The sequence below is a fragment of the Bacillus sp. z14 (2026) genome (assembly GCF_058313575.1).
On sequence record NZ_JBZFQK010000001.1, the window covers coordinates 1137174 to 1155745 of the forward strand.

The 18572-nt window shown below is 39.7% G+C and carries 16 protein-coding genes and 1 other RNA gene; 2 read left to right on the top strand and 15 right to left on the bottom strand.

Annotated elements, in window-relative coordinates; all coding sequences use genetic code 11:
• Positions 1-238 precede the first annotated feature (238 nt).
• From AC4G3O_RS05440 to AC4G3O_RS05480, 9 genes are all read right to left on the bottom strand, one after another.
• Positions 239-511, bottom strand: coding sequence for a DUF1292 domain-containing protein (locus AC4G3O_RS05440; protein ID WP_066105394.1), 273 nt, complete (start codon positions 509-511; stop codon positions 239-241).
• 17 nt (positions 512-528) lie between these two features.
• Positions 529-948: a Holliday junction resolvase RuvX gene (gene ruvX, locus AC4G3O_RS05445; protein ID WP_066105397.1), complete on the bottom strand. Its 420-nt coding sequence runs from the start codon at positions 946-948 to the stop codon at positions 529-531.
• Position 949: 1 nt separating this feature from the next.
• Positions 950-1216 carry an IreB family regulatory phosphoprotein gene (locus AC4G3O_RS05450; RefSeq protein ID WP_066105399.1) on the bottom strand — a complete coding sequence of 89 codons (267 nt, stop codon included), beginning with the start codon at positions 1214-1216 and terminating at the stop codon, positions 950-952.
• Positions 1217-1384: 168 nt separating this feature from the next.
• Entirely contained in the window at positions 1385-4024 is a 2640-nt protein-coding gene (gene alaS, locus AC4G3O_RS05455; protein ID WP_066105403.1) for an alanine--tRNA ligase, read from the bottom strand.
• A gap of 348 nt (positions 4025-4372) precedes the next feature.
• Positions 4373-5440 (bottom strand): AI-2E family transporter, encoded by a 1068-nt coding sequence (locus AC4G3O_RS05460; protein WP_306821560.1) that lies wholly within the window; start codon positions 5438-5440, stop codon positions 4373-4375.
• Positions 5441-5552: 112 nt separating this feature from the next.
• Complete coding sequence (locus AC4G3O_RS05465) at positions 5553-5684, bottom strand: YrzQ family protein (protein WP_077248072.1); 132 nt, start codon at positions 5682-5684, stop codon at positions 5553-5555.
• 32 nt (positions 5685-5716) lie between these two features.
• Entirely contained in the window at positions 5717-5905 is a 189-nt protein-coding gene (locus tag AC4G3O_RS05470) for a YrzR-like zinc ribbon domain (protein WP_066105409.1), read from the bottom strand.
• Positions 5906-5995: 90 nt separating this feature from the next.
• Entirely contained in the window at positions 5996-8422 is a 2427-nt protein-coding gene (gene recD2, locus AC4G3O_RS05475) for an SF1B family DNA helicase RecD2 (protein WP_225983612.1), read from the bottom strand.
• 16 nt (positions 8423-8438) lie between these two features.
• On the bottom strand, positions 8439-9095 hold the full coding sequence (locus AC4G3O_RS05480) for a tetratricopeptide repeat protein (protein ID WP_491135905.1): 657 nt from the start codon (positions 9093-9095) through the stop codon (positions 8439-8441).
• Positions 9096-9337: 242 nt separating this feature from the next.
• Between AC4G3O_RS05480 and AC4G3O_RS05485 the strand changes: the two genes are divergently transcribed.
• Positions 9338-10045, top strand: coding sequence for a GDSL-type esterase/lipase family protein (locus AC4G3O_RS05485; RefSeq protein WP_491135906.1), 708 nt, complete (start codon positions 9338-9340; stop codon positions 10043-10045).
• Between the two features lie 13 nt (positions 10046-10058).
• Here AC4G3O_RS05485 and AC4G3O_RS05490 read toward each other — a convergent pair whose 3' ends face one another.
• The 4 genes from AC4G3O_RS05490 to cymR form a co-directional block, all read right to left on the bottom strand.
• Positions 10059-12746, bottom strand: a complete 2688-nt coding sequence (locus AC4G3O_RS05490) for a cation-translocating P-type ATPase (RefSeq protein ID WP_066105420.1) — start codon at positions 12744-12746, stop codon at positions 10059-10061.
• Between the two features lie 89 nt (positions 12747-12835).
• Complete coding sequence (mnmA, locus tag AC4G3O_RS05495; RefSeq protein ID WP_491135907.1) at positions 12836-13948, bottom strand: tRNA 2-thiouridine(34) synthase MnmA; 1113 nt, start codon at positions 13946-13948, stop codon at positions 12836-12838.
• A gap of 23 nt (positions 13949-13971) precedes the next feature.
• A complete protein-coding gene (locus AC4G3O_RS05500) occupies positions 13972-15114 on the bottom strand; it encodes a cysteine desulfurase family protein (RefSeq protein WP_066105423.1) in 1143 nt (380 codons plus the stop codon).
• 38 nt (positions 15115-15152) lie between these two features.
• Positions 15153-15575 carry a cysteine metabolism transcriptional regulator CymR gene (gene cymR, locus AC4G3O_RS05505; protein ID WP_066105425.1) on the bottom strand — a complete coding sequence of 141 codons (423 nt, stop codon included), beginning with the start codon at positions 15573-15575 and terminating at the stop codon, positions 15153-15155.
• Between the two features lie 260 nt (positions 15576-15835).
• On the opposite strand from cymR, the gene AC4G3O_RS05510 reads away from it, so the two are divergent.
• Positions 15836-17122 (top strand): replication-associated recombination protein A, encoded by a 1287-nt coding sequence (locus tag AC4G3O_RS05510; RefSeq protein ID WP_066105428.1) that lies wholly within the window; start codon positions 15836-15838, stop codon positions 17120-17122.
• Between the two features lie 60 nt (positions 17123-17182).
• Here AC4G3O_RS05510 and AC4G3O_RS05515 read toward each other — a convergent pair whose 3' ends face one another.
• Both AC4G3O_RS05515 and ssrS read right to left on the bottom strand, forming a co-directional pair.
• A complete protein-coding gene (locus AC4G3O_RS05515) occupies positions 17183-17944 on the bottom strand; it encodes a tRNA threonylcarbamoyladenosine dehydratase (RefSeq protein WP_066105431.1) in 762 nt (253 codons plus the stop codon).
• Between the two features lie 410 nt (positions 17945-18354).
• Positions 18355-18542, bottom strand: a non-coding RNA gene (gene ssrS, locus AC4G3O_RS05520) — 6S RNA.
• Positions 18543-18572: the final 30 nt, after the last annotated feature.

An 18572-nucleotide genomic window follows, 5' to 3' on the forward strand; every position in this document is an offset into this window, starting at 1 on the left:
AATCTGTCAATGATTATCATAAAACTTTTTCTTAAACCGCTTGATTATATAATAAATTTCATGAATTGACCATTACTTTTTTATAACATGCTCTATTTTTCGGAGAATTTACCTAAAATCTCTTGAATAATCATCCTTTCACCATTCCTTGTAAAACCATTTCATCATTATTCCACAATACTTAAATCTACACATAAAAAAACTCCCCCGATAAAACCGGGAGAGCTATATTTTCAGTTTATTCTTCTTCGTCGAAGAATGTATTAATGACTTCTTCAACTAGAGCCCATTCTTCATCATCTTCTATATCATTTAATGTTCCGACTTCACCTGTTTCATCAGGAATATAAGAAGCTACATGGATGAGGTCTTCATCTTCTTCGCCTTCGTTTCCTACTGGTGCAAATACAACGTATTGCTTATCATAATCATCCAATTCGAACGTAAGTAATATTTCGTGTAACTGCTCGTTACCATCTTCATCAACAATTGTTATCATATTTTCTTCCATGTCTGATCACCTCTAAATTATTTGCCGCCACTATCTAAATATCCTTGCAGAATTAAGACAGCGGCCATTTTATCTATAACTTTTTTGCGTTTTTTACGGCTTACATCTGCATCTAATAAAACCCGTTCTGCGGCCATTGTGGTTAAACGTTCATCCCACAAAACGACCGGAACCTTATATCGTTTTTCAAGCTTTGAAGCATAATACTGACTTGCCTCGCCTCGCGGACCTACAGTTCCATTCATATTTTTCGGCAAACCTACGACAAATTTATCGACTTTATAAGGTTTAAGGATTTCATCTAAACGTTTCAGGCCAAGCTGATTTTTTTCTTCGTCAATTGCTATGGTTTCCAAACCTTGAGCAGTCCAGCCCATTTCATCACTGATGGCGACTCCCACAGTTTTACTACCCACATCAAGACCTACAATTCGCATATTATCCCTCTCGTTGCTGCTCTAAATAAGATTTGACCAGAACTTCTATAATCTCATCTCTTTCAAGCTTTCTAATAAGATTTCGTGCATCATTATGACGCGGAATATAAGCAGGGTCTCCTGACAAAAGATAACCTACAATCTGGTTAATAGGATTGTAACCTTTTTCATTTAGAGCATTATAGACTTCCATTAAAACATGGCTAACGTCATGCTCAAAAGAATCCTCCGGGAAATTAAATTTCATTGTTTTATCAAATGAACTCATTCCAACGCACCCCGCTTTCATTCAAAAAGCTATATTTCCATTGTTCCTCTTATTGTACACTACTTAAACCTAATAATAAAATTCGAATGATAGTTTTGGCTAGTCAATACTATCCATGCCAAAATGATTAGATTCAAAAAGAAGGGGGGCAAATCCTTTGCCCCGTTTTTATTTGTTAACCAAATCTTTTACCAGTTCAAGTGCTGCTTCTAAATCAGCAGGGTTCTTACCGCCGGCCTGAGCCATATCAGGACGTCCACCTCCGCCACCACCGCAGCGTGCCGCTACCTCTTTAATGATTTTACCGGCATGGTATCCTTGGTCTATTAAATCTTTTGTAACTGCAGCAATTAAGTTTACTTTTTCTCCTTGCGCACTTCCAAGGACAATGATGGAGGACCCTAGCTTTTGCTTTAAGTCATCAGCCATATTTCTTAAATTATTCATATCCTGAGCCTCTACCTTCGCTGATAAAACCGTTACACCATTAATTGTTTCAGCTTTGGATTGAATATTTCCTGCCTCGATATTGGAAAGCTTGGCTGCTAATGATTCATTTTCTTTTTGTGCGTCTTTTAATTCGCCTAATAGGGAATCAATTTTAACAGGCAAATCTTTTGGATTAGCTTTAACTTTAGCTGCTGCTTGGCGAAGAACACCAATTTGTTCTTTTAATTGAAGATACGCAGATTCGCCCGTTACTGCTTCAATCCTTCTGGTACCAGCCCCTATTCCACCTTCAGAGACAATTTTGAACAGCCCGATAGCAGAAGTATTAGGAACGTGGCAGCCACCGCAGAGCTCAAGGCTATAATCTCCCACTTGGACAACACGTACGATATCGCCATATTTTTCACCGAATAGAGCCATTGCCCCCATTGCTTTTGCTTCTTCAATCTGTTTATTTTCAATCGTTACATCAATACTCTTCCAAATTTTATCATTCACGATTTGCTCAACCTGTTCTAGCTCTTCTTCTGTAACTTGTCCAAAATGAGAAAAGTCAAAACGAAGTCGGTCCGGTCTTACTAAAGAACCCGCTTGGTTGACATGCGTGCCCAGTACATCCTTTAATGCTTGATGCAGTAAATGAGTTGCCGTATGGTTTTTAATGATTTTACGGCGATTTGCTTCATCTACAACCGCTTTCCCATACGCACCTTCCTTCAGTAATCCATATTCTACGATAACTGTATGCAGGTTTTGGCCATTTGGAGCTTTTTGAACATCCTTCACGAATACTCGTAGGTCTTCAGATTCAAAGAATCCTTTGTCCGCAATTTGTCCGCCGCTTTCAGCATAGAAAGGTGTTTGGTCAAAAATGATTTGAACTTCTTCTCCCGCCATGGCATCGTCCGCTTTTTCACCATTTTTAATGATTACTTCCACTGTTGCCGGGCATTCAAGGGTTTCATATCCAACAAATTTACTTTGTACTTTTATGTCACCTAAAATACCGCTTTGTACTTGCATGGAGTCTACATCCTGGCGAGCAGCACGTGCACGTGTCCGCTGAGCTTCCATCTCTCTTTCGAAACCTTTACGGTCGATTTTCATGCCTTCATCTTCAGCATACTCTTCTGTTAATTCAACTGGGAATCCATAGGTATCATAGAGACGGAATACATCAAATCCGTTTACTATATCGCTGCCCCTTTTCTTCTCAGCCTCAATAACTTCCGCAAGTATAGCTAACCCGTCATGAAGAGTTTCATGAAAACGCTCCTCTTCATTACGAACAACCTTCGCTATGAAGTCCTGTTTCTGTTTAACTTCTGGATAATAATCTACCATGATATCCGCCACAACTGGAACCAATTCATACATAAATGGCTTATTGATACCAATTTTCTTAGCAAAACGAACAGCTCTGCGCAGCAATCTGCGTAAAACATATCCGCGTCCTTCATTGGAAGGAAGTGCTCCATCACCTATTGCAAACGCAACCGTACGGATATGGTCAGCAATAACACGAAATGCTACATCTTTATCCGCACTTGTTCTATATTGTTGACCTGAAATTTCTTCAGTTTTATGGATAATCGGCAGGAATAAATCCGTATCAAAGTTCGTGTCACCATTTTGGAAAATGGATGCCATCCGCTCTAATCCCATCCCTGTATCAATATTTTTCTTCGGTAATTCAGGATACTCACTGCGCGGTATTTCTGGATTTGCATTAAATTGAGACAATACGATATTCCAGATCTCAATATAACGATCATTTTCGATATCTTCTTCAATTAAACGAATGCCGATATCTTCAGGATCAAATTTTGTACCGCGGTCAAAGAAAATTTCAGTATCAGGTCCGGATGGGCCTTCACCAATTTCCCAGAAATTGTCCTCAAGCGGAATTAAGTGACTATCCGGTACGCCTAAGCTTTTCCATACCTTAAGGGTATCAGTATCTGCTGGATAGTATGTGATATAAAGCTTGTCTTTTGGCATAGCAAACCAGCGTTCATCTGTTAATAGCTCCCATCCCCATTTGATTGCTTCCTCTCTGAAATATTCTCCAATAGAGAAGTTACCCAGCATTTCAAAGAAAGTATGGTGTCGAGCTGTTTTTCCAACATTTTCAATATCGTTTGTTCTAATCGATTTTTGGGCATTCGTAATCCTTGGATTTTCAGGAATAACTCGTCCATCAAAATATTTTTTTAATGTTGCAACTCCGGAATTAATCCATAACAGTGTCGGATCTTCCACCGGTACTAACGATGCACTCGGTTCAATTCTGTGACCTTTTTCCTGAAAGAAATCTAAAAACATTTGGCGAATTTCTGCCCCAGTCATGTACTTCATAAGATTGAATCCTCCTTTTTTATACACAAAAAAGCCCTCATCCCTAAAAACAGGGACGAGAGCTTGACTCGCGGTACCACCCTGATTACGAAACATCTAAAAAGTTTCGTCACCTCAGAAACCTTAACGCGGTTTAAACGGCGGGTTTTTGCCCGCACTCCGGACTAGCTTTCTGTCTCTCTTCTTCCAAAGTCTCTTTCAGCCATGGAGACTTCTCTCTTTCATGTAAATAGGATTTACATTCGGAAGGGCTTAAACATACTCGGTCCATCAACATATTTCAATATATTCCGTTATAAGTTGGATTATAGTCATAAGTGTTTTCTTTGTCAATGTTTCAGGAATTGTTTAAGGGTTATTCCTTAATATTTTACTATGAGTAATAGCAACCTTCAAAAAGGCTAAAATAGGGACAGCAAGAATCAGGCCTAGTATTCCGCTAATCTCACCACCGACAAGCAAAGCAAAAATGATAATAAGCGGGTGCAGCTTTAACGTTTTCCCCATGATAATTGGTGAAAGGACATTCCCCTCCAGAAATTGAATCACAATAATGATAATGGCCACCTTGATGACCATGCCCGTTGACATAGTGATCGCTACGAGCAATGCCGGAACCGCTCCAATCAGAGGTCCGAAATAGGGAATAATATTCGTTACCCCAATAAAAAGGCTCAGCAATAAAGGATACTTCATACCAAATAACCAGAAAAGTATAGCGGCAAAGGATCCCACAATCGTACAGACCAAGAGCTGTCCGCGAAGATATCCGCCCAAAGAATGGTCGATATCCTTCAAGAACTTTTTCGTTGTGTCTCTGCTTTTTTTAGGAAATAATCTTAAACCAAAATCAATAATCTTTTCAGCATCCTTCAGTAAATAAAAGGATATGAGAGGGATGAGTAACACAAAGATGAAAAAATCCGACAGCCCACTTAGCGCTTCTATTAATACAGTTATAGAAGAACTCAGTTTCATTTCTATAGAGCTGATGATTTGCTCCAAACGATCATGCAGACCAAACGGCCAGCTTGAGGTTTGTGAATGAAAACGAGCTATGTAACCTCGATATAACTCTGCCATTTCTGGTGCTCTTTCTGCAACATCAATCATTTGGTTAATGAATACTGGAATTCCTTTATACAATCCATAGCCGACTGCCCCAAAAAACACCAGATAAATCAAACCGATTGCCAAACCTCTATGCAAACCTTTCTGATGAACTTTTTCCACCAGGGGATGAAGGAGGTAACTAATAAGAGCGGCTCCAATAAATGGTGATAATGCAGTTAGAAAAACCTGTATAACAGGAAACCATATTGGTCTAAGCAAGTAAAACACAAATAATACGATAAATAATAATAATAGAAATCCAAGTCGATAAAACCACTTTATCTGTATGTTCAAAAATCCCACCTCTGTACTATTTTCTTTATGTTAAAAGAAAATATGTATGGGGATTCTGCAGGCATACACTAAAAAAGGTTTAAAAGGCAGAGAATCTACCTTTTAAACCCTTAACTTCCAATCAAAATGACTTCATGATTGTTCGTTTAATCTTTCTCATATTACGGCCGGATAGCATTCCATTATTGGACATACTCCGATAGATCGCCATTCCCGCTCCTAAGGTTATTAACGACGAAACCATTTTATTCATAGCAACTCACCTCATAATTTAGGAAGTACGAATCAAAGACTCATCTGTCGGTCTTCTTCGCTAAACAAATCATCTAAAGAACTTAACACTCCATCCTCTTCCACCTGATGGACATGCATAATTCCTTTTTGGATAGATAATTCCACAAAACAATTCCAGCAATAATATTGATTCACGCCAATCTTGCCGATATCTTTGCTGGAGCAATTCGGACATTTCATAGCAATCACCTCATAAAAAAATATCTCTGTAATTGCCAGTTTGTCCATTGTATGCAGAATTCATTCAGCTTAAAGACCGACATTTGTATTTTAACCGCGTATCATAAAATCATAAGGCGTAATGTTTTCCATCCCAATCATTGGATCTGTTTGGAATATTTTTTGCTCATACGTCAAGCCGTCTTCATTGGAACTTTCATTTTCAGTAACTGGATTTTCAGGTTTGGAGATAAGTTCCTTATCACGGAACCCTTCCTGCAGTTTTTCAAGTAGAGTTGTTCGCCGTTCCTCCTCACCACTGCGACCGACGCCGTATCGTAAGGCTTCCTCTTCACCGCATACAATCAGGAACTGTTTGCTCCTTGTTATAGCCGTGTAAATTAAGTTCCTCCTTAGCATGCGGTGATAGCTCTTAACAACTGGCAATATGACGATTGGGAATTCACTTCCCTGGGATTTATGAATGGAACAACAATAAGCATGAGTTATTTGATTGAGCTCCTGGCGTGTATACTTCGCTTCAATGCCATCAAATGAAACAAAAATCTGATCCTGCTTATCTTCATTTTCCTTTGCATAGATAATCGCAATAATTTCACCCATATCACCATTGTAAATCCCATTTTCAGGCTGATTCACTAATTGGAGAACCTTATCTCCAACCCGATAAACCACATCCCCAAAAGTCAATTCCCTTTTCTTCTTATCGCGATTATCATTAAGAATGCCCTGCAGGAGGACATTGAGGGAATCAATTCCGGCACTCCCTCTGTACATTGGAGCCAAAACCTGAATATCACGGGCTGGGAACCCTTTTTGGCGGGCATTGGTTACAACCTGCCTAATCACATCTGCTACTTGATTAGTGGAACAAGAGAAAAATGAACGATCGCCCTGCGGTTTCCGAATATCTGGCGGCAGCTGTCCGTTTTTTATCGCATGCGCGAGCTGAATAATGGAAGAACCATCTTCCTGTCTGAATATCGATTCCAGACGGGTTACAGGAATAACGGAAGAGGCAAGTAAATCCTTCAATACCTGACCTGGTCCAACTGAAGGCAACTGATCCTCATCACCAACGAGGATGACTTGCATATCATTCGGCAATGCTTTAAAAAGCTGATTGGCCAGCCAAATGTCTACCATAGACATCTCATCTACAATTAAAAGCCTTCCGCTGATTGGATTATCTTCATCACGCTGAACATCCGACCCATTCCAGCCCAATAAACGGTGGATAGTTACGGCGGGAAGCCCTGTGGATTCCTTCATCCTTTTTGCCGCGCGTCCTGTTGGAGCTGCTAAAACAAATGGAAATGGATTTTCATTATTATAATCTTTTGGATTAAGGGACAAACCATGTAATTCTGAATATAATTCAACGATTCCTTTAATAACGGTTGTTTTACCGGTACCAGGACCTCCTGTCAGGATCAGCATCGGAGAATGTAAGGCTTTAAAGATTGCATCCTTTTGCTCCTCAGCGTACTCCATCCCAATTCGCTCTTCTAGTTTTCCTAGCTCCAATAAAAATTCAGATTCAGGAAATTGATCGGCATATGAGTCCTGAGACATAATCCGTTTAATATTCGTTACAATCCCTTTTTCAGAAAAGTAGAGGGACGGCATATAAAACCTTTTCTCTTCTCCAATGATTTTTCCCTCTTCACCGAGTTGGATAAGTGATTCCGTAATTTGCTCAAAAGTGATGGTCACATTTTGATTTTGTTCCAAGAGAGTTTTTACGCTGATCAACAGTTCCTCAGCCTCGGTATACGAATGCCCGTCCTGTACACAAGATCTGTCAAGTGTATAGAGAATCGCTGCCTTAATCCTGGATGGATGGCTTCCTCCAATGCCGAGCTGCAGTCCGATTTCATCTGCGCGAGTAAATCCAATTCCCTCAATCGTTTCGACTAGCTGGTATGGATTTTGCTCAATGATGGAAATCGTGTCCTCTTTATAAGCCTGATAAATTTTCATCGACAGCTGAGGTCCAAACCCCAGGCTGGATAAATTAATCATGATTTGCTCCAGGCCCTGATTGGCTGCCAGAGTATCATACAATTGCTTTGCCTTTTCACCGCTTAGCTTAGGAATTTGATCGAGCAATGATGGATTCGCTAAAATTTTGGAGATTGCCTTTTCGCCAAGTTTTTCGACAATCGATTCTGCAATCTTTTTACCAATCCCTTTAAAAAGAGATCCGGATAAATAAGCAATCACACCCTCCTTTGATTCAGGAACTTCACGCTGGAAGGTATCTACATGAAATTGAATCCCAAAACGGGGATGTTCTTTCATTTTCCCATAAAACGTGTATATTTCTTCCTCATGAATAGGGGGGAAATACCCGGTAATAACAGCTTCTTTTTCATCGTAATTCAAATTCGTTTCTTTCACTCTGATTCGTACAACCGAGTATAAATTTTGTTCATTATGAAAAATGGTAACCAAATGTGTTCCTTTGATGAAAGGTTTGTCATTGTCGGAGAAGACGAACGACTCTTGTTCCACAAGAAGCACCTCCCGTTTATAACAGTTCTTTCATTTGTTTTAACCCATTCAAAGCAAGGATGTGATCAGGCTGGATTTCAACCGCTTTTTCAAAATAAGCGATTGCTTTATCTGCATCTCCCTTAATCCCACCGTAGGCCACACCCAGGTTAAAATACGCATCTGCATGTGACTCATCAATTTCAAGCGTCTTATTCCATGCATCAATCGCCATATCATACATTTCAGCACCTGCCAAAGCCAGTCCATAATGGAACTGAGCTTCTGCATCCGACGGATTTAATTCAACACTTCTTTGGAAATAAGGTAATGCCAGCTTCGGCTGGTCTAAATGAAGCAGACATAATCCCAGCATAAACATCACATCTGCTGTTTCAATTCCTTTTTTGATAGCCAGCTCAAACTCATCCTTCGCCTTCACTAAATCATCGAGCTCATAATAAATGCTGCCCAATCCATAATAGGCAGTCGCAGCTTCCGGATCCAGTTCAATAGCTCTTTCAAAAAATTTAATCGCACGTTGATTGTCGTTCATCGATGCCAATACATTGCCGAAATTGATAAACCCTACTGGGTCATTTGGATTTTCTTCAATCATTTCGGTGAATACTTTTGCAGCATCCTCCCATTTTCCTTGTTCCATATATTGAATACCTAATTTATTTTTATCCATACTATTCACTCCTACATTCCTAACTGAATGGAAATAGTATACCACAAAGTGATAGTCCGTTGTCCCAGAGACAAGCATCTGGGCTAGCAGCGCGCCATCATTTATAAGTTATAGTAAATCCCACCAGTTTACCTTCCTATTTATGACTAGGTTACTCTCTTAATCATATAGATTAAAATATTACACTTTTTGTTAAAATTCTTTGATTTTAGGGTAGAAGTATATCTATGGGAGTGAGAGATATGAAGAAACTACACTATGCAGCTGGACTTTTACTAATAATCGGACTGATTTATATCGGATATACCTTCTTTTTAGATGAAAAGATAAAAGCCGATCAGGAACATGTCATTATGGCTTTAGGTGATTCCTTAACCTATGGGTTGGGCAATCGCCATGAGGAAGGCTATGTCGGTCAGCTTGAAAAAATTTCAGAAAGCGAATCCTCAAATAAAAATTATAAAATCAATAATTATGGAATTCCGGGTCAGGAGTCAGAGGGAGTTATCAAACAATTAGCGAATCCTACAATAAGTGAGAAAGTGAATGAAGCTGACTATATTATCTTATTTATAGGCACTAATGATTTGCGTACAAGTTTGGGCGGTGATTTTCAAACCATCAATCAATCCGCTATAAAGAAAGGGAAAAAAGATTATCTTGATAATGTAGATGACATTTTGAAAAGCATTCGCATGGTTGACCATGATGTCCCCTTTATTGTTGTTGGATTATATAATCCATTTCCTAATGACGACCGCCTTGACGAAATTCTAGATGACTGGAATCACGATCTAAAAGAAACGGTCAGTAACTACTCATCTATCACCTTCGTACCAACAGATGATTTGTTTCAGGATAAAACAAAAAAAGACTATTTCAGTGATAGCCTCCATTTAAATGACAAGGGATATCGCCTGATTGCTAATCGAATCAGCGAAGAAATATAGAAGGCTATGGAGCTTAATCCATAGCCTTTCTTTTTTCATAGTATCTTAAGAAGCCCTTAACAATTTCATTTACGACAATGGTTCCAATTGTACAGAAGAAGATTAGGATCCATTCCCTTAAGCCTATCGGTTCAATCTTGAGTAATTTGGCAAAAGGTTCGATATAAACAACTGCCAATTGTAACAAGATGACACCTATGACAGACCAATTTAAATATTTATTGCTAAACACATCTGTTTTCCAGATTGGTTTACGTAAATGTCTGACATTATATACTTGCATGTAGCTAATAAAGGTTAGTGCCATAAAGGCAACCGTTTGTCCGACTCTCAGTTCATGGTCTGTAAGCTGATTAAATTGTAAATCGAATATGGAATCAATTCCAGCAGCCCATTTCAACCCAATTAGGAAGGCTAGGAGAGAAGCTACACCAATCAACAAACCATTTAAAATCAGGAAGATGACTGAATCCCTCGTGAAAATCCCTTCTTTTTTAGGCCTTGGTTTATCCAGCATAACATCCTTATTCTTATCTACACCAAGCGCAAAGGCTGGAATAGAATCACCAACTAAATTCAGCCATAAAATATGGACGGTCAGTAACGGTGTCGGCCAGCCAAGCAAGATGGCAAAAAAGAGCACTAGAACTTCACCAAAGTTACTTGTAACAAGGAAAAGCACAGATTTTCGTATATTAGCAAAAATATTTCTACCCTCTTCAACCGCTTTTATAATCGTGGTGAAATTATCATCCATTAAAACCATATCAGAGGCACCCTTGGCAACATCTGTCCCAGTTTGTCCCATAGCAACCCCAATATCAGCTGTTTTTAAGGAAGGAGCATCATTAACACCATCACCGGTCATTGAAACAATATGCCCATTTTCTTTGAAGGCCTGAACGATTTGGACTTTATGCTCCGGTGATACCCGGGCGAATACACGAGTATCGACTGCTGCTTCCTTCAATTCTTCAGGTGTCATTTGATTCAATTCGGCACCCGTGATAACTTTATCGGATTCCGTTATCCCTAAACGGTGCGCAATCGCAATCGCTGTTTGCGGATGATCACCTGTAATCATCGTTACTTCAATTCCTGAACGATGAGCTCTTTCAATTTGAAGTTTTGCCTCCGGTCGAGGCGGATCCATCAAGCCTACCATTCCAAAAAACGTCAAACCATTCTCTATTTCTTCTTCATTCAGTTCAGAAATCGCTTCGGCCGAAACTCTTTTTCCCGCCAAAGCCATTACACGAAGAGCGCGGTTGGACATCTGCATCACAGCTTGATTAATTTCAGTTATGTATTCCGGCGTCATTTTTACTATTTCGCTATCTAGTTGAATAGTGGTTATTCTCTCTAGCAGGATATCTACTGCACCTTTTGTCAGTACAATGTATCCATCGCCATCTTTATGTATGGTAGTCATCCTTTTTCTCGTTGAATCGAACGGAATTTCGGCTACACGCGGAAATTCTTTATCTAAATCAGACTTTGTGTAACCATTCACATGTGCTGCTTTAACAAAAGCCACTTCTGTCGGGTCGCCGGTTTCTTCCGGTTCATAAGTGGCATCCGAGCATAATGCCAATTGATTAATCAACCTTTGGTCATCCGCAGAATATGGTACATCTTCCTCTATAACTTTTAAATTAACATAACGCTCAACGACACTCATTTTGTTCAAAGTCAGTGTTCCTGTTTTATCTGAACAAATCATGCTAACCGAACCCAAAGTTTCAACTGCCGGAATTCTTCGTATAATTGCCTTTTGCTTAATGAGGCGCCTTACCCCTAGCGTTAAAACAATTATGACCATTGTCGATAAACTCTCAGGTATAGCCGAAACAGCAAGACTTGTGGAAATCATAAACATTTCTCCAGGATTCCGTCCCTGCATTAATCCTACAATGAACATAACGACACAAACGATAATGGCACAATAACTTAATTTTTTCCCAAGCTGATCAAGATTTTTCTGCAAAGGAGTTTTGCTGGATTCAGTGCTGTGAAGCATTTCAGCTATTTTCCCAACCTCTGTATTCAACCCGGTTGCAGCCACAATTCCAATCCCTCGGCCATTTGTAACTTGAGTAGACATGAATGCCATATTAAGATAATCACCAAGTGGCTGATCAGGATTTTCCAAATTCCAATTCTCGTCCTTATCTACTGGAAGGCTCTCCCCCGTTAAAGCAGACTCTTCAATTTTCAAGGAATGGGATTGAATGATACGAATATCAGCCGGTACTGTCCTTCCGGCTTCAAGTAAGACGCAGTCACCAGGTACGAGCAAGGATGCATCTATTTCCCTGACATTTCCTTCTCTTTTTACCAAGGCTTTCGGTGCTGCTAACTTTTTTAGTTCGTCCAATGCATTTTCTGCCTTTTTCTCTTGGACTACACCAATAATGGTGTTGATAATAATCACAAATGTAATAATTAAACCGTCACTCACTTCACCCACTATAAATGAGAATAAAGCGGCAACCATCAATATGTAATTAAGTGTGTTATGTATTTGTAAAGCAATCATTTTTAACAATGAATTTTTTTGCTCCACTCCGAATTCATTTTTTCCATAGTCTTTTAATCTCGCTTCGGCTTCTTTTTCCGTTATCCCCCTTTCTGCATCAGTTTCAAATACTTCTAATACCTCTTTCTTGGAAAGTGAATAATCGTACTTCTTCACATCCATCTTCATCACCTGCATATTTATATTTTACAGAACGTAAATAGCCTGTTTCTCTACGAAACAGACTATCCACATTCAATTGGCTATTTTATTTACCCAACATAATCAAGTTTTAAACCTTTTTTATAAACTTTATCGATGGTACCTCCACCCAAGCAGACTTCACCATCATAAAATACTGCAGCTTGCCCAGGAGTCACCGCTCTGATTGGCTCAGCAAAAATTACTTCTGCCTGATTGTCATCCAATACTTTCACTGTTACCTTATTATCTGCCTGGCGATATCTGAATTTAGCTGTACACTCAAAAGTATCACCTGGTTTCCTTTCGGAAATCCAGTTCATTTTGTCAGCGATAATAGAATCAGAATAGAGGCTGTCATGGTGAAAACCTTGCTCTACTAATAGAACATTGTTTTCTAAATCTTTCCCAACCGCAAACCACGGTTCACCGCTTCCGCCAATTCCAAGTCCATGACGCTGTCCCAATGTATAATACATAAGGCCGTCATGCTTACCCTTCAGTTCACCACTCATCGTTCTCATCTCACCAGGTTTAGCCGGCAAATATTGCCCAAGAAATTCCTTAAAGTTACGCTCCCCGATAAAACAAATGCCTGTAGAATCTTTTTTAGTAGCCGTTGGCAGGCCAGCCTCCAAGGAAATTTCTCTAATTTTTGGCTTATCATACTCACCAATCGGGAACATAACCTTGCTTAATTGCTCCTGAGTTAATTGGTTTAGAAAATAAGTTTGATCCTTATTATTATCCAACCCTCTAAGCATTTTATATTCTCCGTCTTGGTAAGCCACACGCGCATAATGGCCTGTCGCCAAATAATCTGCACCTAGATCCATGGCATGCTCAAGAAATGCCTTAAATTTAATTTCTTTATTACACATCACATCGGGATTTGGTGTACGTCCCGCTTTATATTCCTCAAGGAAATAAGAAAACACTTTATCCCAATACTGTTTTTCAAAATTGACTGCATAGTAGGGAATTCCAATATGATTGCAGACACGGATGACATCTTCATAGTCCTCCGTAGCTGTACAAACACCATTTTCATCTGTATCGTCCCAGTTTTTCATGAAAATTCCTACAACGTCATAGCCCTGCTCTTTTAAAAGATAAGCTGCAACAGAAGAATCCACTCCACCGGACATTCCGACAACAACTCTAGTTTCCGCCGGGGATTTCATTATACACTTCACCTCATACCTATTTACTTCACTAATCGATTTATCACATTTACAGCAATCTTCGCTGCTTTTTCTACTTCTTGTTCCGTATTGCCCTGCCCAAAGCTGAAGCGAATTGAATTCTTTGTCCGCTCTGAATCTTTTCCAAACATCGAGACAAGAACATGCGATGGTTCAATCGATCCAGCTGTACAGGCAGAACCGCTTGAAACAGCCACCCCTGCCAAATCCATATTGACTAAGAAAGCCTCAACACTCGTTCCTGGAAAACTAATATTCAATACATGCGGCAGTGAATCATCCAGCTTTCCATTGATGGAATAATTAATACCTGCTTCGTCAAATACATGGAGCATTATTTCTTTAAAGGCTCTATACTGCTTCGCTTTCTCCTCACGTGTGTTAGACATCAGCTCAGCCGCCTTTGCAAAGCCTGCTGCCCCAGGCACGTTTTCAGTTCCTGCCCGGCGTTTTCTTTCCTGCTCACCGCCAAGTAGCAATGGCTTAAATGGTACGCCTTTTCGCGCATATAAGAAGCCAATACCTTTCGGACCATTAATTTTATGTGCAGACACACTTAAGAAATCCACAGCTAACTCATGAACCGATATAGGAATGATTCCGTATGCCTGTACCGCATCTGTGTGGAACAATGCCTGATGGTCAGCCAAAAGCCTGCCAATTTCCTGAATAGGCTGAATAGTGCCCACTTCATTATTTCCGAACATGATTGTCACTAAAACTGTATCATCTCGTAATGCTTCCTGAACAGCACTCACAGTTACCTGTCCTTCTTCATTGACAGGCAAATACGTAACCTCGTATCCCTCTTTTTCAAGAGCCTGGCATGTATGCAATACGGCATGATGTTCAATTTCTGACGTAATAATATGTTTGCCTTTATTCTTCATAGCTTGTACACTGCTATAGATTGCGGCATTATCTGCTTCTGTACCACCGCTCGTGAATATAATTTCATCTATTTGTGCACCAATACTTTCAGCCAGCACTCTTCTTGCATCATCAATTAGCTTTCTCGATTCTCTGCCGAATTGGTGAATGCTTGATGGATTTCCGTAAGTCTTCTTCATAACCTCTGTCATCACATCAATAACTTCTGGATGCATAGGCGTTGTCGCTGCATGATCCATATAAACCCGTTCCATGGCCTATACCTCCTTTGCCTAAACAAAATTACTTTATATTAAATGTAGAACATATATGATTGAGTGGAGTCGTCCTCTTCTTCATAGGATGCCAAGTCTTCCAAAGTTGTATTATCCAAAACATCCTTTACAGCATCTCTGATTTTAATCCACAATTGCCGTTTAACAGGTTCTTCGTCCTCAATGCCTTCAACCGGTGTAATTGGGCCTTCAAGCACCTTGATCACATCACCTGCTGTAATTTCATGTGGATCTTTCGTTAGTTTATAGCCGCCATAGGCACCCCTTACACTTTTAACAAGTCCTGCATTACGCAAGGGGGTAACCAATTGTTCCAAATAGTGTTCGGACAAATTATTTGATTGTGCTATCGATTTTAGGGAAGTAGGACCTTCTCCATGTTTCTTAGCTAAATCAATCATAATGGTAAGTCCGTATCTTCCTTTGGTAGATATTTTCATTACTTAGCACCTCAGCCTTACATTTAGTCTACAAAAGTATACCATACATTAAATCATTGCCTATTTTCAATGACTCAGTACAATTCTTCTTAATTTTTTATTTTCTATTTAATCATAGTAAAAAAAACCAGTTTCGACTACAGGAAATCTCATGAAAGGATAAAATTCGCAGCTCTTACGCAAAAACGAAAATATAGGAATGTGAAGCGTTTATCGATATAATGAAAGCATCCTGAAGCTTATTTGTGGAGGTTAGTTAGTTGAATACTGAACCACTCGCATTTCGAATGCGACCTAAGAACTTAGATGAAATTATTGGCCAGAACGAAATCATCGGCAAACAAACCAGTTTATATAAAATGATTAAAAACGGGCATGTCCCTTCTATGTTATTATATGGTGAACCTGGCATTGGAAAAACATCCATTGCTTATGCAATTGCGGGAACCACCAAAATACCGTTCATTGCTTTAAATGCAACTACAGCCGGGAAGAAGGATATCGAAGCAGTTGTTGATGAAACACGTCTGACCGGGCAGGTTATCCTCTTTCTTGATGAGATTCACCGATTCAATAAAGCTCAGCAGGATTATCTTCTGCCACATGTAGAACGAGGCGATATCATTTTAATCGGTGCCACAACGGAAAACCCATTCCATGATGTCAATCCAGCTATTCGGAGCCGCTGCGGCCAAATCAAGCAGCTTACCCGCTTATCTGTCGAAGAAACCATCACACTGCTCCAAAGAGCCCTTTCTGATGAAAAAAATGGTCTGGGAAAAATGGATATCCAAATCACCGAGGAACAAATAAAAAAAATTGCCCTTCACTCAAATGGAGATGCAAGAAAATCGTTAACGCTGCTGGAATCAGCAGTTTTCTCATCAACCAGGGATGAGGATACGTATATCATAGAAGATGAAGTCATTGACGATTTAGGCGGGAATGTAGGAGTTTATGGAGATAAAAAAGGCTCAAACTTCTATAACCTGTTATCCGCCCTGCAAAAAAGCATAAGAGGAAGCGACGTTCATGCTTCTTTATATTATTTAGCTCACCTTCTTGAGGTTGGTGATCTGGTTGCAGTCAATCGGAGACTTTTAGTGATTGCTTATGAAGATATCGGACTGGCAAATCCCTCCGTCGGAAATAATGTGTTGGCAGCTGTTACCGCCAGTGAACGTCTCGGTCTTCCCGAGGCGCGTATCCCGCTTTCAGTGGCTGTTGTGGAAATGTGTCTATCCTCCAAATCAAATTCTGCTTATAAGGCATTGGATCAAGCCATTTCGGATATTCGAAGCGGCAAAGTCGGGGATATCCCTAAGCATTTACGTGATGCCCATTATTCAGGCTCAAAAGACCTCGGGCATGTTGGTTATAAATACCCGCATGACTACCCTATCGGCACTTTCGGTGGCTGGGTCAAACAAGATTATCTCCCAGGCAACTTAAAGGGAACAAAATACTATGATCCGATTGAATCCGGCGAGGAGAAACGATTAGCTGCTATATATGAAAGACTGGAACAGTTTAAAAATAAGCAGTAAAAAAGATTGGCTTCTATTAGCCAATCTTTTTTACATGCAGGTAACAATTCACCCATAACGTTAATCATTCACTCGTTTGATTTTAATTTCCTTCAATGCTTCTCTTACTACCCAGCTTGCTGCAATCAATCCTGCCGTAGATGGTACAAACGCATTAGATGAAGGCGGGAATTTAGCCTTACGAATATCTGCATCCTGGTTGCCCACCACTTTTGTCACTTCATCAAAAGGCACAATTGGGCTCTCATCGGAGAAAATGACTGGAATCCCTTTTCGAATGCCTTCTTTCTTTAATTTTGTACGGATCACTTTAGCTAATGGATCTGTATGTGTTTTAGATATATCCGCGATTTGAAAGCGGGTTGGATCCATCTTATTGGCTGCGCCCATGCTTGAGATGATAGGAATATTCCTTATCAAACATTCTTTCATCAAGTGAATTTTGTAAATAATCGTATCGGAGGCATCGATTACATAATCCGGTTTATAGGCGAAGAAATCCTGATATGTTTCCTCTGTATAGAACATTTTTAAAGCAATTACTTCGCAATCTGGATTGATGTCAAAAATACGCTTTTTCATAGCATCTACTTTTTGCTCTCCAACAGTGGATAATAACGCATGAATTTGTCTATTCACATTTGTTATATCTATATCGTCCTTATCTACCAAGATTAACGTGCCCACCCCGGATCGCGCTAAAGCTTCCACGGCAAAAGAACCCACTCCGCCAATACCTAGAATCGCCACAGTTGTATTTTTTAATATTTCCAAGCCATCTTTCCCGACAGCCAATTCATTACGTGAGAATTGATGCAACATGAATAGCTCCACTCCAATTTCATTTTGTTAGTAAATGTAATTACCTATTTTTATTTTCCTAAACATTTCTGTTCATCTATACGCGCTTAACTCTTTGAATGTATTTTAAACGAAAGCATTTATCGATGTAAAATACAGTTTCAGCTGATTCAGCAGCAGGCCACGATTATCTACCAATCCCTTTACTTGCTATTCTTTCGCTTAGACAATTGAGATAAACCATTGATTAACAGCCACTGCAGTATTGTATCGTTCTAAAATTATGTACCTTTTCTTCATTAGCTGTTCCGTCGTTTCGATTTATGATACCATACTTTCCTACTAGGAATGAAAGGATATATTTTTCATCGATAAAAATAAAAAACTCATTGCAGCAGCTGCAATGAGTTATAACAATTCTTCATAAGTATAGACGCCCCAAATTGTGCCGTTTGATGCCTAGTGCTTTGGCCCGCCCTCGGCAGGTGGGTGTCCTGTTCCACTTTGTTGCAAGTCCTTCACGAAAAAGGCATTTGCGCAAGCGGTAAACTCCGGACTCCCGTTAAAAGAAATGTTCGGTCAAAACAAAAAGGATGCATAACGTACACTTCAGGACGTCTATTAATTGATTTAATCATATCAAAAGCAG

Bases quoted from the DNA above. Each gene is read 5' to 3' on its own strand.
- cymR (WP_066105425.1), bottom strand. From the start codon at position 15,575: ATGAAAATATCTACCAAAGGAAGATACGGACTTACCATTATGATTGAT.
- ruvX (WP_066105397.1), bottom strand. From the start codon at position 948: ATGCGAATTGTAGGTCTTGATGTGGGTAGTAAAACTGTGGGAGTCGCC.
- AC4G3O_RS05515 (WP_066105431.1), bottom strand. From the start codon at position 17,944: ATGTTGCATCAATTCTCACGTAATGAATTGGCTGTCGGGAAAGATGGC.
- AC4G3O_RS05490 (WP_066105420.1), bottom strand. From the start codon at position 12,746: ATGGATGTGAAGAAGTACGATTATTCACTTTCCAAGAAAGAGGTATTA.
- mnmA (WP_491135907.1), bottom strand. From the start codon at position 13,948: ATGAAATCCCCGGCGGAAACTAGAGTTGTTGTCGGAATGTCCGGTGGA.
- AC4G3O_RS05465 (WP_077248072.1), bottom strand. From the start codon at position 5,684: ATGAATAAAATGGTTTCGTCGTTAATAACCTTAGGAGCGGGAATGGCG.
- AC4G3O_RS05470 (WP_066105409.1), bottom strand. From the start codon at position 5,905: ATGAAATGTCCGAATTGCTCCAGCAAAGATATCGGCAAGATTGGCGTG.
- AC4G3O_RS05485 (WP_491135906.1), top strand. From the start codon at position 9,338: ATGAAGAAACTACACTATGCAGCTGGACTTTTACTAATAATCGGACTG.
- AC4G3O_RS05480 (WP_491135905.1), bottom strand. From the start codon at position 9,095: ATGGATAAAAATAAATTAGGTATTCAATATATGGAACAAGGAAAATGG.
- AC4G3O_RS05450 (WP_066105399.1), bottom strand. From the start codon at position 1,216: ATGAGTTCATTTGATAAAACAATGAAATTTAATTTCCCGGAGGATTCT.
- AC4G3O_RS05440 (WP_066105394.1), bottom strand. From the start codon at position 511: ATGGAAGAAAATATGATAACAATTGTTGATGAAGATGGTAACGAGCAG.
- AC4G3O_RS05500 (WP_066105423.1), bottom strand. From the start codon at position 15,114: ATGGAACGGGTTTATATGGATCATGCAGCGACAACGCCTATGCATCCA.
- alaS (WP_066105403.1), bottom strand. From the start codon at position 4,024: ATGAAGTACATGACTGGGGCAGAAATTCGCCAAATGTTTTTAGATTTC.